Annotated in this window: 15 protein-coding genes; 6 read left to right on the top strand and 9 right to left on the bottom strand. The window is 61.2% G+C overall.

All coding sequences use genetic code 11. The features are described 5' to 3' along the window. Window positions 1–11: 11 nt before the first annotated feature. Entirely contained in the window at window positions 12–698 is a 687-nt protein-coding gene (locus tag HU743_RS07715) for a YggS family pyridoxal phosphate-dependent enzyme (protein WP_186647953.1), read from the bottom strand. 56 nt (window positions 699–754) lie between these two features. Between HU743_RS07715 and HU743_RS07710 the strand changes: the two genes are divergently transcribed. After that, entirely contained in the window at window positions 755–1,789 is a 1,035-nt protein-coding gene (locus tag HU743_RS07710) for a type IV pilus twitching motility protein PilT (RefSeq protein ID WP_186552284.1), read from the top strand. A 123-nt stretch (window positions 1,790–1,912) separates the two neighbouring features. Here HU743_RS07710 and HU743_RS07705 read toward each other — a convergent pair whose 3' ends face one another. Continuing rightward, complete coding sequence (locus HU743_RS07705) at window positions 1,913–2,530, bottom strand: C40 family peptidase (protein ID WP_186552285.1); 618 nt, start codon at window positions 2,528–2,530, stop codon at window positions 1,913–1,915. Window positions 2,531–2,778: 248 nt separating this feature from the next. On the opposite strand from HU743_RS07705, the gene HU743_RS07700 reads away from it, so the two are divergent. Then, window positions 2,779–3,213, top strand: a complete 435-nt coding sequence (locus HU743_RS07700) for a TM2 domain-containing protein (protein ID WP_186647952.1) — start codon at window positions 2,779–2,781, stop codon at window positions 3,211–3,213. Between the two features lie 107 nt (window positions 3,214–3,320). Here the strand turns inward: HU743_RS07700 and HU743_RS07695 are convergent, their stop codons facing one another. From HU743_RS07695 to gshB, 7 genes are all read right to left on the bottom strand, one after another. Continuing rightward, window positions 3,321–4,592, bottom strand: a complete 1,272-nt coding sequence (locus tag HU743_RS07695; protein WP_186647951.1) for a dihydroorotase — start codon at window positions 4,590–4,592, stop codon at window positions 3,321–3,323. Next, window positions 4,589–5,593 carry an aspartate carbamoyltransferase catalytic subunit gene (locus HU743_RS07690; protein ID WP_016772736.1) on the bottom strand — a complete coding sequence of 335 codons (1,005 nt, stop codon included), beginning with the start codon at window positions 5,591–5,593 and terminating at the stop codon, window positions 4,589–4,591. Before HU743_RS07690 ends, HU743_RS07695 begins: the two co-directional genes overlap by 4 nt. Before the next feature lie 27 nt (window positions 5,594–5,620). Next, on the bottom strand, window positions 5,621–6,127 hold the full coding sequence (gene pyrR, locus HU743_RS07685) for a bifunctional pyr operon transcriptional regulator/uracil phosphoribosyltransferase PyrR (RefSeq protein ID WP_186552288.1): 507 nt from the start codon (window positions 6,125–6,127) through the stop codon (window positions 5,621–5,623). An 81-nt stretch (window positions 6,128–6,208) separates the two neighbouring features. Further along, window positions 6,209–6,646 (bottom strand): Holliday junction resolvase RuvX, encoded by a 438-nt coding sequence (gene ruvX / locus HU743_RS07680; RefSeq protein WP_186647949.1) that lies wholly within the window; start codon window positions 6,644–6,646, stop codon window positions 6,209–6,211. Next, a complete protein-coding gene (locus HU743_RS07675) occupies window positions 6,646–7,218 on the bottom strand; it encodes a YqgE/AlgH family protein (protein WP_186552289.1) in 573 nt (190 codons plus the stop codon). The genes ruvX and HU743_RS07675 overlap by 1 nt, the downstream gene beginning before the upstream one ends. Window positions 7,219–7,429: 211 nt before the next feature. Next, window positions 7,430–8,329 (bottom strand): energy transducer TonB, encoded by a 900-nt coding sequence (locus HU743_RS07670; protein ID WP_186647947.1) that lies wholly within the window; start codon window positions 8,327–8,329, stop codon window positions 7,430–7,432. Window positions 8,330–8,488: 159 nt separating this feature from the next. Further along, on the bottom strand, window positions 8,489–9,454 hold the full coding sequence (gene gshB / locus HU743_RS07665; RefSeq protein ID WP_186647945.1) for a glutathione synthase: 966 nt from the start codon (window positions 9,452–9,454) through the stop codon (window positions 8,489–8,491). A 225-nt stretch (window positions 9,455–9,679) separates the two neighbouring features. Between gshB and pilG the strand changes: the two genes are divergently transcribed. The 4 genes from pilG to HU743_RS07645 all read left to right on the top strand — a co-directional run bounded on the left by pilG (window position 9,680) and on the right by HU743_RS07645 (window position 13,322). After that, a complete protein-coding gene (pilG, locus tag HU743_RS07660) occupies window positions 9,680–10,084 on the top strand; it encodes a twitching motility response regulator PilG (RefSeq protein WP_016772743.1) in 405 nt (134 codons plus the stop codon). A gap of 60 nt (window positions 10,085–10,144) precedes the next feature. Further along, the gene (gene pilH, locus HU743_RS07655) at window positions 10,145–10,510 is read left to right on the top strand and encodes a twitching motility response regulator PilH (RefSeq protein WP_039757553.1); all 366 of its coding nucleotides are present in this window, start codon (window positions 10,145–10,147) and stop codon (window positions 10,508–10,510) included. 10 nt (window positions 10,511–10,520) lie between these two features. Further along, window positions 10,521–11,060, top strand: coding sequence for a chemotaxis protein CheW (locus HU743_RS07650; RefSeq protein ID WP_186631714.1), 540 nt, complete (start codon window positions 10,521–10,523; stop codon window positions 11,058–11,060). 213 nt (window positions 11,061–11,273) lie between these two features. Beyond that, window positions 11,274–13,322, top strand: a complete 2,049-nt coding sequence (locus HU743_RS07645; RefSeq protein WP_186552294.1) for a methyl-accepting chemotaxis protein — start codon at window positions 11,274–11,276, stop codon at window positions 13,320–13,322. Window positions 13,323–13,330 lie beyond the last annotated feature (8 nt).

The following is a 13,330-nucleotide window of genomic DNA, read 5'->3' as shown; positions in this document are numbered from 1 at the left end:
TCTGGAAACGTTCAAGACTGGGAATAATCTCTGGCGCCAAACAGCGCGGTACCGATCCGCACCCAGGTGGCGCCTTGGGCGATGGCCGACTCGAGGTCGTGGCTCATGCCCATGGACAATGTGTCGAGTGGCAGATTGAGGCTCGCCTGCAATGTCTGCACGGCGGCGAAGGCAGCATCTTGCTCGGCGCGCTCTTCGGTCGGCTCGGGAATCGCCATCAAACCGCGCAGATGCAAACGCGGCAGTTGACTGATGGCCTCGGCCAGCGCTGGCAGATCGGCCGGGGTGCAGCCGGATTTGCTCGCTTCGCCGCTGACATTGACCTGAATGCAGATGTTCAGTGGTGGCAGCTCGGCCGGGCGTTGTTCGGACAGGCGTTGGGCAATTTTCAGGCGATCCACGGAGTGCACCCAGTCGAAATGCTCGGCAATCGCGCGAGTCTTGTTCGATTGAATGGGGCCGATGAAGTGCCAGATCAAGGGCAGGTCGGCCAGCTCCAGCTGTTTGCTCAAGGCCTCCTGCAGGTAGTTCTCACCGAAGTCGCGCAGGCCGGCGGCGTAGGCGTCACGCAGGGCCTGGGCAGGTTTGGTCTTGCTCACGGCGAGTAGCTGGACGCTGTTTTCAGGTCGTCCGGCAGCGGCAGTCGCGGCCTGAATGCGTGAACTAACGAGGGCGATGTTGTCTGCTATCGTGGACATCAAGAGGCGCCGGCGGTCTGTAGGTTCGCGGCATTCTACTGGAATTGAGGGACGCTATGGATATCACTGAACTGCTGGCCTTCAGCGCCAAACAGGGCGCTTCCGACCTGCACCTGTCGGCCGGCCTGCCGCCGATGATCCGTGTCGATGGTGATGTGCGGCGGATCAATCTGCCAGCGCTGGACCACAAGCAAGTACACGAATTGATCTACGACATCATGAACGACACCCAGCGGGTCGACTTCGAGAAAAATCTGGAAACCGATTTTTCCTTCGATGTGCCCGGTGTCGCGCGGTTTCGGGTCAACGCGTTCAACCAGAACCGTGGCGCTGGCGCGGTGTTCCGCACCATTCCGTCGAAAGTGCTGAGCATGGAAGACCTCGGCATGGGCGATGTTTTCCGCAAGATCACCGATGCGCCGCGCGGGCTGGTGCTGGTGACCGGGCCGACCGGTTCCGGCAAGTCGACTACGCTGGCGGCGATGATCGACTACCTGAACACCCATCGGCATCATCACATCCTGACCATTGAAGATCCGATCGAATTTGTTCATGAGTCGCGCAAATGCCTGATCAATCAGCGCGAAGTTCATCGCGATACCCGCAGTTTCGCCACCGCGCTGCGCTCGGCGCTACGTGAAGATCCGGACGTGATTCTGGTTGGCGAGATGCGCGATCTGGAAACCATTCGCCTGGCGCTGACCGCCGCTGAGACCGGGCATCTGGTGTTCGGCACGTTGCACACGACCTCGGCGGCCAAGACCATCGACCGCGTGGTCGACGTGTTTCCCGGGGACGAGAAGTCCATGGTCCGCTCGATGCTCTCGGAGTCATTGCTGGCGGTGGTGTCGCAGACGCTGATCAAGAAGATCGGCGGCGGGCGGGTGGCGGCGCACGAAATCATGCTCGGCACGTCGGCGATCCGCAATCTGATCCGCGAAGACAAGGTGGCGCAGATGTATTCGGCGATTCAGACCGGCGGGTCGTTGGGCATGCAGACACTGGACATGTGCCTGAAGGATCTGGTGACCAAGGGCTTGATCAGCCGCGAGCACGCGCGGGAGAAGGCGCGTACCCCGGATAATTTCTGAGGAGATAACTCGGTCCTGTGGCGAGGGAGCTTGCTCCCGCTGGGCTGCGCAGCGGGCCCACAAGCTTGTGAGCGCTGCGCACTCAAGCGGGAGCAAGCTCCCTCGCCACAGTTTGATCGCGTGTTAGCGCTGAACTACGCGCAACTGCTGTTGCTCTTTCGGCAACACCCGCTTGGCCACGACGTAGTGCTTCTGCCAGTACGGTTTGTTCAGCGTGTCGATGCTTACCGCTTTGCCGCGGCGCGGGGCGTGAATGAAGCGGTCGTTGCCCAGGTAGATGGCAACGTGATTGACCCGACGGCTTTTGATGTTGAAGAAAATCAGGTCGCCCGGCTTCAGATCCTTGCGCTCGACTTTCTCGCCGTGACCGCTGGCCATGGCATTGGAGGTGCGTGGCAGGTCGAAGGTGGCGTCGTTGAACGCGTATTTCACCAGGCCGCTGCAATCAAAGCCTTTACTTGGGCTGCTGCCGCCCCAACGATAAGGTGTACCGAGAACGTTCACCGCACGGCTCAGCACATTGCTGCTTTCCTTGCTCGCCATCGGTGGCACCAGCTTGCTGTGGCTCTTGCTGCTCAGCGTGGTGGTTTTGCTCTTGCTGCTTTTGCTCGAAGGAGCCGAAGCATGGGATTTAGGGGTGAAGCCGTTGACGTTGGGAAGACGTTGCTCACGATTGGTGGCGTGGGCGGCCAGTGGCATTAATAGGCAAATAGTTAGCCATGTCTTGAAAAATGGTCGCATTAGGCGTGGCTCTTGAGTGGTAGCGCGCAACTTTATAACAGCTTTTTTTGCCGCTCCGAGGCCGTTCATCGATTCATTCGGCCTGCTACGGAACCAAAAAAGCGCAAAAAGTACGCAATTGTCCGACAGAAGTCAGGTTCTACAAGGGTTTCGCGCTAGCAACGGTAACATTTGCCATACGTCGGGCACCTGTAAAAAAGTCACAAAGAAATGAAGAATATTTATCTATCGAGTGCAATGAGGTCTTAATGAACAGCTATCAGCTACCCCGTGTGCAGGAAAAAGACACCCACAGCAAAGTCATCGGCTATCTGCTGTGGATTTTCGGCTTCACCGGCGCGCACCGCTTTTATTACGGCAAGCCGGTGACAGGGACGATCTGGTTTTTCACCTTCGGTTTGCTGGGGATTGGCTGGCTGATCGACGTGTTTCTGATCCCGGCGATGGATCGCGAAGCAGACCTGCGCTTTACCGCCGGGCCCATCGAGTACAACGTCGCGTGGATCCTGCTGACCTTCCTCGGTGTGTTCGGCGTGCACCGGATGTACCAGGGCAAATGGATCAGCGGTTTGCTGTATCTGCTGACGGGCGGGTTGTTCTTTCTGGGCGTGCTGTATGACTTCTGGACGCTGAACGATCAGGTGTCGGTGCGTAACGCGCAGAAGCGCGGCGCCTTCCAATAATTGTGGGAGGGAGCTTGCTCCCGCCGGGTCGCGAAGCGGCCCCTCTTTTGATTTAGAAGAGGGTCTGCTGCGCAGCCCAGCGGGAGCAAGCTCCCTCGCCACAGGGGTTATGCCTGGTGAGTGATCCGCCCATCCACCAGCGTATAGCGCACCACCCCCGGCAGACTGTGGCCGATGAACGGGCAGTTCTCGCCTTTCGACAGCCACTGCTCACCCGCCACCGTCGATGCCTTCGGATCGAACAACACGATATCCGCCGCACCGCCCACTGCCAGTTTGCCCGCCGGCAAGCGCAGCGCTTGCGCCGGGCCTGCGCTAAGACGCGCCAGCAGCGTTGGCAGATCGAGCAAACCATCCTCCACCAGCGTCATCGCCAGTGGCAGCAACAGTTCAACACTGCTGATGCCCGGCTCGGTCGCGCCGAACGGAGCCAGTTTGGCGTCGCGCTCGTGGGGCTGGTGATGGCTGGAGATCGCCGAAACCACGCCGGACTTGACCGCCTCGCGCAGGCCGTCGCGGTCAGCGCGGGTACGCAGCGGCGGTTGCACGTGATAGAGGCTGTTGAAGTCGATCAGCGCTTCGTCAGTCAGGATCAACTGATACAGCGCGACATCGGCGGTGACTTTCAGGCCACGGGCCTGCGCCTGGGCGATCAACGCCACGCCGCGAGCGCTGGTCAGCTGGCTGAAGTGCGCACGCACGCCGGTTTGCTCGACCAGCAGCAGATCGCGAGCGAGCGCCACGGTTTCGGCGGTTTCCGGGATGCCCGGCAGGCCGAGGAAACTGGCAACGGCGCCTTCATGGGCCAGACCGCCCTCGGCCAAATCGTGATCCTGCGAGTTGAAAATCACCGTCAGATCGAAGGTCGCCGCGTATTCCAGCGCCCGGCACAGGGTGCGGCTGTTGCGGAAACTCTCCAGACCGTTGCCGAACGCCACGCAACCGGCGTCACGCAAGGCCACCAGCTCGGCCAGTTGCTCGCCGTCCAGGCCTTTGCTGAGTGCGCCTATCGGGAACACCTTGGTGTTGCCGGCTTCGCGGGCACGGTCGAGGATCAGTTCGGCCACGGCCGAGGTGTCGAGCACCGGTTTGGTCTTCGGCGGGCAGCACAGGCTGGTCACGCCACCGGCAGCGGCGGCGCGGGTTTCGCTGACGATCGAGCCTTTGCGGCTGTAGCCCGGCTCGCGCAGGGCGACGTTGAGGTCGACCAGGCCAGGCGCGGCAACCAAACCGTGGGCATCAATCGTTTCGACAGCGTTGAAACCGGCCGGCGCGGCGCCAAGGGCGACGATCTTGCAGGCTTCAACGTGGATGTCGGTGATTTGATCCAGGCCGCTGCTTGGATCGATGACGCGTGCGCCGAGGATGCTGAGCTTCACTGGGCGTTCTCCTGCTCGAATTGACGTTGCGCAGTCTGCCCGCTCATGGCCATGGACAGCACGGCCATACGAATCGCGATGCCGTAGGTCACCTGATTGAGGATCACCGAGTGCGGACCATCGGCCACCGCCGATTCGATCTCCACGCCACGGTTGATCGGCCCCGGGTGCATGACGATGCAATCGGGCTTGGCACCGGCCAGACGCGCGGTGGTCAGGCCGAACAGGCGGTAGAACTCGCCCTCGCTCGGCAGCAGGCCGCCGGTCATGCGCTCACGTTGCAGGCGCAGCATGATCACCACGTCGACATCTTTCAGGCCTTCGGCCATGTCGGTGTAGACCTTGACGCCGTATTGCTCGATGCCGATCGGCAGCAGGGTTTTCGGCGCGATTACGCGGATGTCCGGGCAACCGAGGGTTTTCAGCGCAAGCATGTTCGAGCGCGCCACCCGCGAATGCAGGATGTCGCCAACGATGGCCACCGAGAGATTTTCGAATCCGCCCTTGTGCCGACGGATGGTGAGCATGTCGAGCATGCCTTGCGTCGGGTGCGCATGACGGCCATCGCCGCCGTTGATGATCGCCACTTGCGGGCAGACATGCTCGGCGATGAAGTGCGCAGCGCCGGAATCGCCGTGGCGCACAACGAACATGTCGGCGGCCATGGCTTCAAGGTTGCGCAAGGTATCGAGCAACGTTTCGCCCTTGCTTGCCGACGATGTCGACACGTTCAGGGTGATCACGTCCGCCGACAGCCGTTGGGCTGCCAGTTCAAACGTGGTGCGGGTGCGCGTGGAGTTTTCGAAGAACACGTTGCACACGGTCTTGCCGCGCAGCAACGGGACTTTTTTCACCGCCCGGGCACCGACTTCGAGGAACGAGTCGGCTGTGTCGAGGATTTCCGTCAGCAACTCGCGGCGCAGGCCATCGAGCGAGAGGAAGTGGCGCAGCTGGCCCTGATCATTGAGCTGCAGCGGGCGCTTGGTATCTAGAGGCGTCATCGCGAGGGGGACTCTCAATAGGGCGGATTAAAGGGTGACGTCTTGCAGTTCAAGCGTCAGCGGCTCGGGACCGGACAGCTTGACCCGCTGGTTGGCGGCCAGTGTCAGGGTGGCGCCGACCACGTTCGGGCGGATCGGCAGCTCACCGGCGTCCAGATCCAGCAGGCAGACCAGGGTGACACTGGCGGGGCGGCCGTAATCGAACAGTTCATTCATGGCGGCGCGGATGGTCCGACCGCTCATCAGCACGTCGTCGATCAGCACCAGATGCTGGCCTTCGATCTCGAAGGGCAGGGCGGACGGGCGCACTTGCGGGTGCAGGCCGTTCTGGCTGAAGTCATCGCGGTAGAAGGACACATCCAGCGTACCCAGTGGCGCATCGCTGGCCAGCTCTTTGAGCAGCGCCTGCGCGACCCAGATGCCGCCAGTGCGGATGCCGATGTAACGCGGTTCGCTGATGTCACGCTGGGCAAGGTGCGCCTTGAGGCGGGTCGCCATCTGGCTGATCAGATCGGCGGGATTGGGCAGGCTCATGGTTGCTCCTTCGTGAATCCGGGCCGCGTCCTGCCGGACAAGGCTCGGTTTATAACCAAAAGAAAAGCGCCGAAGCGCTTGTCAGGATTCAAACAATGCAGTGTTTTCATCGAGCCAGCCCTGCAACAGCAGAGCGGCGGCGATGGCGTCCACCGGGTTGTCGCGGTAACTGCCTTTCTGCCCGCCACGCGCCAGCCGCTCGCCTTTGGCTTCAAAGGTGGTCAGGCGCTCGTCGTGAGTATAGAAGGGCAAGTTGTAGCGGCCGTTGAGACGTCGGGCGAACTTCTCGGCGCGTGCACACATGTCGCTGGGCGTGCCGTCCATGTTCAGCGGCAGGCCGACCACCACGGCGTCGGGCTTCCATTCTTTTATCAGCGCTTCGACCTGATCCCAGTTCGGCACGCCGTTCTGCGCTTTCAAGGTGCACAGCTCGCGGGCCTGGCCGGTAATCACTTGGCCGACCGCGACGCCGATCTGTTTGGTGCCATAGTCGAAGCCGAGAATCAGGCGCAGGGCCATCAGGCGTGACCTGCCTGGCTGGTCAACAGATTGAGGTCGACCCCCAAATGCCGCGCCGCCGCTTCCAGGCGCAACTCGCTGCTGGTATTGAAGAGAATGTCGGCGTTATACGGACAGGTCAGCCAGGCGTTATCGGCCAGTTCGGCTTCCAGTTGCCCGGCTTCCCAGCCAGCGTAGCCGAGGGTGATCAGGCTTTTCGACGGGCCGACGCCATCAGCGATGGCGAACAGCACGTCCTGCGACGTGGACAGGGCCAGGTCGCCTTCCAGCTGCGCGGTGGCCTGGAAGATCTGGCCGGCGGGATGCAGGACAAAACCGCGATCAGTCTGCACCGGCCCGCCGATGAAGATCGGCACATGCTCGCACAGGGCCGGCGGCTCGATGTCCGGGCGCAGTTGTTCGAGGATGTCGGCCAGACTCAACTCTTGCGGCCTGTTCACCACCAACCCCATCGCGCCATTGGCCGTGTGCTCGACGATGTAGGTCAAGGTGTGGGCAAAATTCGGGTCGGCCATGTGCGGCATGGCGATCAGGAAGTGATGCTTGAGGTAGCTGGGGCTGACGTTTTTCATGTGCGCTAGTGTGGCGTTCGAGGGGCGAACTGACAAGCTGGAGATGCATTGCAAAAGGTCTTCATCAGACCTCTGTGGCGAGGGAGCTTGCTCCCGCTCGGCTGCGCAGCAGTCGTAAACCTGCTGGCACGGTGTATCTCGAAAAAGCCGGGGCCGCTTCGCAGCCCAGCGGGAGCAAGCTCCCTCGCCACATAGGCTCGCATGGCAGGGGTCAGTTGCTGGAGAGTCTGTCGCCCCGGGCAAATTTCCAGGTGCGGATGATTTCCAGGCGGTCGATATCCGACAGATCCCCGGTAAACGGTGCAAACGGCGCGGCCAGGCGGACGATGCGCTGCGCGGCCTGATCGAGCAGCGGCTGGCCGGAGGATTCGAGCACCAGCACTTCATACAGCGAACCGTCGCGGTTGATCGAGACCATCAGACGCAAATTGCCGTAGATCTGTTTGCGCCGTGCTTCTTCGGGATAATTGAGGTTGCCGATGCGCTCGACCTTCTTGCGCCAGTCGTCCTTGTACCAGGCGCCCTTGTCGCGCATGGTCGAGGCGGCGCTCAAGCGGTGGATGCGCGGGCGTTTGGCGTACAGCTGTTGTTCCTTGGCCAGTTCCGCTTCGAGGCTGGCGATGTCGCTGGACAGCTGTGAGCTGTCGAACGTCGGCGCGTCGACCGTCGGTTTGACCTCGGTTTTGCTTTGTTCTTTCTGGGTCGGCGCCTTTTTCGGTTTCGGCGCGACGGTGGTCACCGCTGCCTTGGGCGCAGCTTCCTGCACTTCTGGCTTGGCGGCCGGCGGCGGGGTGACTTTTTTGACCTGGTTGTCCTGGAACGGGGCGACCTCGGTGGTCTTGGGAATCGCCTTCTTGTCCAGCGTGCCGCTGCCTTCCTGATTTTCCTGGGCGAGGAAATCAGCCTTCTCAGGTTTCTTCTCGGCCTTGAAAGTGGCCAGGGTGATTTCCAGGGTTTTGCTGATCTGCTGCGGCTCGACCATGGTGAAGCCGACACCCAGCAGCAGCGCCAAATGAATCAGCGCCGCGAGAAACAGGGTAAAACCGAGGCGATCGGCCGGGCGCACGCCACGATGGGCGAGTTCAGCGGGCAGATCGGACGGCAGAGTCATCGTAGAAAAACCAACATCGCGTTTTTTTGGGCTCGGCATGATAACGCAATGTTGGTTTTTAGCTGCAAGCTTGGAGCTGCAAGCGACAAGCTGCATAGGGGCAGCCGCAAGCTTCGAGCTGCAAGCTGCAAGTTAGAAGCTTGTCGCTCGGCTTCAAGCTTACGGCTTGGAGCTTGCAGCTTGCAGCTTCTTCTCAATGGCATTCATGAGCATCCCGCCAATATCAGTGCCAAACGCATTGTCGATTTCGCGGATGCAGGTCGGGCTGGTGACGTTGATTTCGGTCAGGTGTTCGCCAATCACGTCGAGGCCGACGAACAGCAGGCCTTTCTCGCGTAGGGTCGGGCCGACCTGGGCGGCGATCCAGCGATCCTTGTCGCTCAACGGACGCGCTTCGCCACGGCCGCCGGCAGCGAGGTTGCCACGGGTTTCGCCCTGGGCCGGAATGCGCGCCAGGCAGTAATCCACCGGCTCGCCGTCGATCATCAGGATGCGTTTGTCGCCGTCCTTGATCGCCGGCAGGTAGGCCTGGCCCATGATCTGCTGGCCGCCGAGCGCGGTCAGGGTTTCCAGGATCACTGACAGGTTCGGGTCGCCGGCACGATGGCGGAAAATCGAAGTGCCGCCCATGCCGTCGAGCGGCTTGAGAATCACGTCACCGTGTTTCGCCGCAAACTCGCGCAACACGTCGGCGCGGCGGCTGACCACGGTCGGCGGCGTGCACTGCGGGAACAGCGTGGCGAACAGCTTTTCATTGCAGTCGCGCAGGCTCTGCGGCTTGTTGACCACCAGCACGCCGGCGGCTTCTGCCTGCTCCAGCAGATAAGTGGAATAGACGAATTCCATGTCGAACGGCGGATCCTTGCGCATCAGGATCACGTCCAGGTCGCTCAGCAGATGGTCCTGCTCGGCGTCCAGTTCGAACCATTTTTCCGGATTGGCGAACACTTTCAGCGGCTTCATCCGCGCCCGTGCCTGGCCTTCGCCCTGATACAGGTCGCGCTGCTCCATATAGAACAATTCCCAGCCACGCTTCTGCGCGGCCAGCAGCATGGCCAGCGAGCTATCCTTTTTATAGGAGATGCTGGCGATAGGGTCCATGACAATCCCGACGCGAACGCTCATTGGGTTTTCCTCGAAATTTGGCTACCGGATCGGTATTGAAAAAGTGCCGCCAGAGTGGCGCCGGGCGTGTTTCGGGTCAAGGAAAAACCCGTCGATAGATTGCATCTGGAGACTGTGCTAAAAAGGCTGGCAGAGCGCGCCGCCCCTTGGCTATCAAGGGTTTGGGGCCAAAATTCACAGCAAAACGGACAATTTGATTCGCAAAGGCGACGGTAGAACCCTCTTATGGAACAGCAGTCCAGCGCCTTGAAGGTCATGGTGATCGACGACTCGAAAACGATTCGCCGCACCGCCGAAACATTGTTGAAGAATGTCGGTTGCGAAGTGATCACCGCCATCGACGGTTTCGATGCGCTGGCGAAGATCGCCGACCACCATCCCGGGATCATCTTTGTCGACATCATGATGCCGCGTCTGGATGGTTATCAGACCTGCGCCCTGATCAAGAACAACAGCGCCTTCAAGGCCACGCCGGTGATCATGCTGTCCTCCAGGGACGGGCTGTTCGACAAGGCCAAGGGGCGGATTGTCGGTTCTGATCAATTTTTGACCAAGCCGTTCAGCAAAGAAGAACTGCTCAATGCGATCCAGGCCCATGTTCCGGGCTTCGCCGCTGTTTTGCCGCAGTAAGACACGCACAGTGACGCTCGGCCAGCGGGCCGGCAGTCGACCAGAAAAATGGGGAAGACCATGGCACGTATCCTGATCGTCGATGATTCGCCGACTGAAATGTACAAACTGACCGGCATGCTCGAAAAGCACGGCCATGAAGTACTCAAGGCCGAGAACGGCGCCGATGGCGTGGCCCTGGCCCGTCAGGAAAAACCCGACGCGGTGCTGATGGACATCGTCATGCCCGGCCTCAACGGTTTTCAGGCGACCCGTCAGTTGACCAAGGACGCCGACACCGCGCATATCCCGGTAATCATCATCACCACCAAGGATCAGGAAACCGACAAGGTCTGGGGCACCCGTCAGGGCGCCAAGGATTATCTGACCAAACCGGTCGACGAAGACACCCTGATCAAGACCCTGAACAACGTGCTCAAAGGCTGATCGCGCGATCATGAGCGAATCGCTGACCGCGTTCGAACTGCTCTGGCAGATCGACCAGCGCTGCCGCCTGCTGGCGGCGGACCTGCCGTCGCAAGCCGCACGCCAGGATCGCTGGAGCGGCATCGGCTTTCGCCTTGGCGAGCATTGGTATGTGGCGCCGATGGGCGAAGTCAGCGAAGTGCTGCACGAGCCGCGCTTCACCCAGTTGCCCGGGGTCAAACCGTGGGTCAAGGGTGTGGCTAATCTGCGCGGGCGGCTGCTGCCGATCATGGACCTGTGCGGGTTCTTCGGCCACGAGCTGTCGCCACTGCGTAAACAACGGCGGGTATTGGTGGTGGAACACGGGGATGTGTTTGCCGGGCTGATGGTCGACGAGGTCATTGGCTTGCAGCATTTCGAGCAGGGCAGTTTCGAGCCGCTGTCGATCAGCAAGCGCCAGGGTTCGAAGGCCGAGTTCGTCAAAGGCTATTTCCGTCGCGAACAGAACTGGCGGGTGTTCAGCCTGTTTGCACTGGCCAGGTCCCCGGTGTTCATGGGTGTTGCGATATAGCAGGAACAACACAGTACCCATGTGGACGCGGGCCATGTGGCGAGGGGATTTATCCCCGTTGGGTCGCGCAGCGGCCCCAAAATCTGCAACGCCTGACCACTGTCAGCGCATGCGATATTTTTGCGACTGCTTCGCAGCCGAACGGGGATAAATCCCCTCGCCACAAAGCCCGCTCCCACATTTGAAGGTGCCAGGTTTCATAGGCGAGGACCGATGACAACAGCAAAAACAGGCAAGTCGGCAGAAGGATCGCGCAGTCGCGCGCAGATCATCGTGCTGTTTATCGCACTGATCGTGTTCATCATGCTGCTGTTCGCCAACTTCGCCTACCTCAACACCCAGGCGAACTACGACAAGCAGTACATCGGCCACGCCGGTGAGCTGCGCGTGCTCTCGCAACGCATCGCCAAAAACGCCACCGAAGCGGCGGCGGGCAAGGCGGCAGCATTCAAATTGCTCAGCGATGCGCGCAACGATTTTGCCCAGCGCTGGGGTTATTTGAAAAAAGGCGACCCGAACACCGGGCTGCCGCCGGCACCGGCTGCCGTGCGCCCGGAAATGCGCGCGGTGCAACTGGACTGGGAACGCCTGCTGAAAAACACCGACGCGATCCTCACCAGCGAGCAGACCGTGCTGTCGCTGCACCAGGTCGCCGCGACCCTGGCCGAAACCGTGCCGCAATTGCAGATCGAATACGAAAAGGTCGTGGAAATTCTGCTCCAGCGCGGCGCTCCGGCGGGCCAGGTGGCGATGGCCCAGCGTCAATCGCTGCTGGCCGAGCGCATCCTCGGCGCGGTCAACACCGTGCTGGCCGGCGACGAAAACTCCCAGCAGGCCGCCGACGCGTTTGGTCGCGACGCCACACGTTTCGGTCAGGTGCTCAATGGCATGTTGCAGGGCAACCCGGCGCTGAAAATCAGCCAGGTCGAAGACCGCGACGCCCGTGCGCGTTTGAGCGAAATCTCCGAACTGTTCCAGTTCGTCTCCGGCTCCGTGGATGAAATCCTCGAAACCTCGCCGGAATTGTTCAAGGTGCGCGAGTCGGCCACCAATATTTTCAGCCTGTCGCAAACCCTGCTCGACGAAGCCTCGCACCTGGCCACCGGTTTCGAGAACCTCGCCAGCGGGCGCAACACTGACACCATCGGTGGCTACGTGCTGGGCTTGCTGGCGCTGGCCTCGATCATCCTCATCGGTCTGGTGATGGTCCGCGAAACCAACCGCCAGTTGCGCGAGACCGCCGAGAAAAACGAACGCAACCAGAACGCGATCATGCGCCTGCTCGACGAGATCGAAGACCTCGCCGACGGCGACCTCACCGTCACCGCTTCGGTGACCGAAGACTTCACCGGCACCATCGCCGACTCGATCAACTATTCCGTCGACCAGTTGCGTGATCTGGTGGCGACCATCAACCTCACCGCCGGCCAGGTCGCCGCTGCCGTACAGGAAACCCAGGCCACCGCCATGCACCTGGCGCAGGCCTCGGAGCAACAGGCCCAGCAGATTTCCGAAGCGTCGACGGCGATCAGCGACATGGCCGAGTCCATCGATCAGGTCTCGGCCAACGCCGCCGAGTCGTCGGCGGTGGCCGAGCGTTCCGTGGAAATTGCCAACAAGGGCAACGAGGTGGTGCACAACACCATCCACGGCATGGACAACATTCGCGAACAGATTCAGGACACCGCCAAGCGCATCAAGCGCCTTGGCGAGTCGTCCCAGGAAATCGGCGACATCGTCAGCCTCATCGATGACATTGCCGACCAGACCAACATCCTCGCCCTCAACGCGGCGATTCAGGCGTCGATGGCCGGCGATGCCGGGCGCGGTTTTGCCGTGGTTGCCGACGAAGTCCAGCGTCTGGCTGAGCGATCCTCAGCCGCCACGCGGCAGATCGAAACACTGGTGCGGGCGATTCAGGCCGACACCAACGAAGCGGTGATTTCCATGGAGCAGACCACCACCGAAGTGGTGCGCGGCGCGCGACTGGCGCAGGATGCCGGTGTGGCCCTGGAAGAAATCGAAGGCGTTTCGAAAACCCTGGCGGCGCTGATCCAGAGCATTTCCAACGCGGCGCAGCAGCAGACGTCTTCGGCCGGGCAGATCTCGCTGACGATGAACGTGATCCAGCAGATCACCTCGCAGACCTCGTCGGGCTCCACGGCCACCGCTGAGAGCATCGGCAATCTGGCAAAAATGGCCAGTCAGTTGCGTCGCTCGGTATCCGGTTTCACCCTGCCGGCGACGACAGACAAAGCGTGAGTGGAGTG

It is taken from the genome of Pseudomonas sp. SWRI99 (genome assembly GCF_014270125.1).
Lineage (GTDB): Bacteria > Pseudomonadota > Gammaproteobacteria > Pseudomonadales > Pseudomonadaceae > Aquipseudomonas > Aquipseudomonas hamedanensis.
The sequence above is the reverse complement of the archived record's forward strand: the minus strand, read 5'-3'. Positions and strand labels throughout refer to the sequence as shown.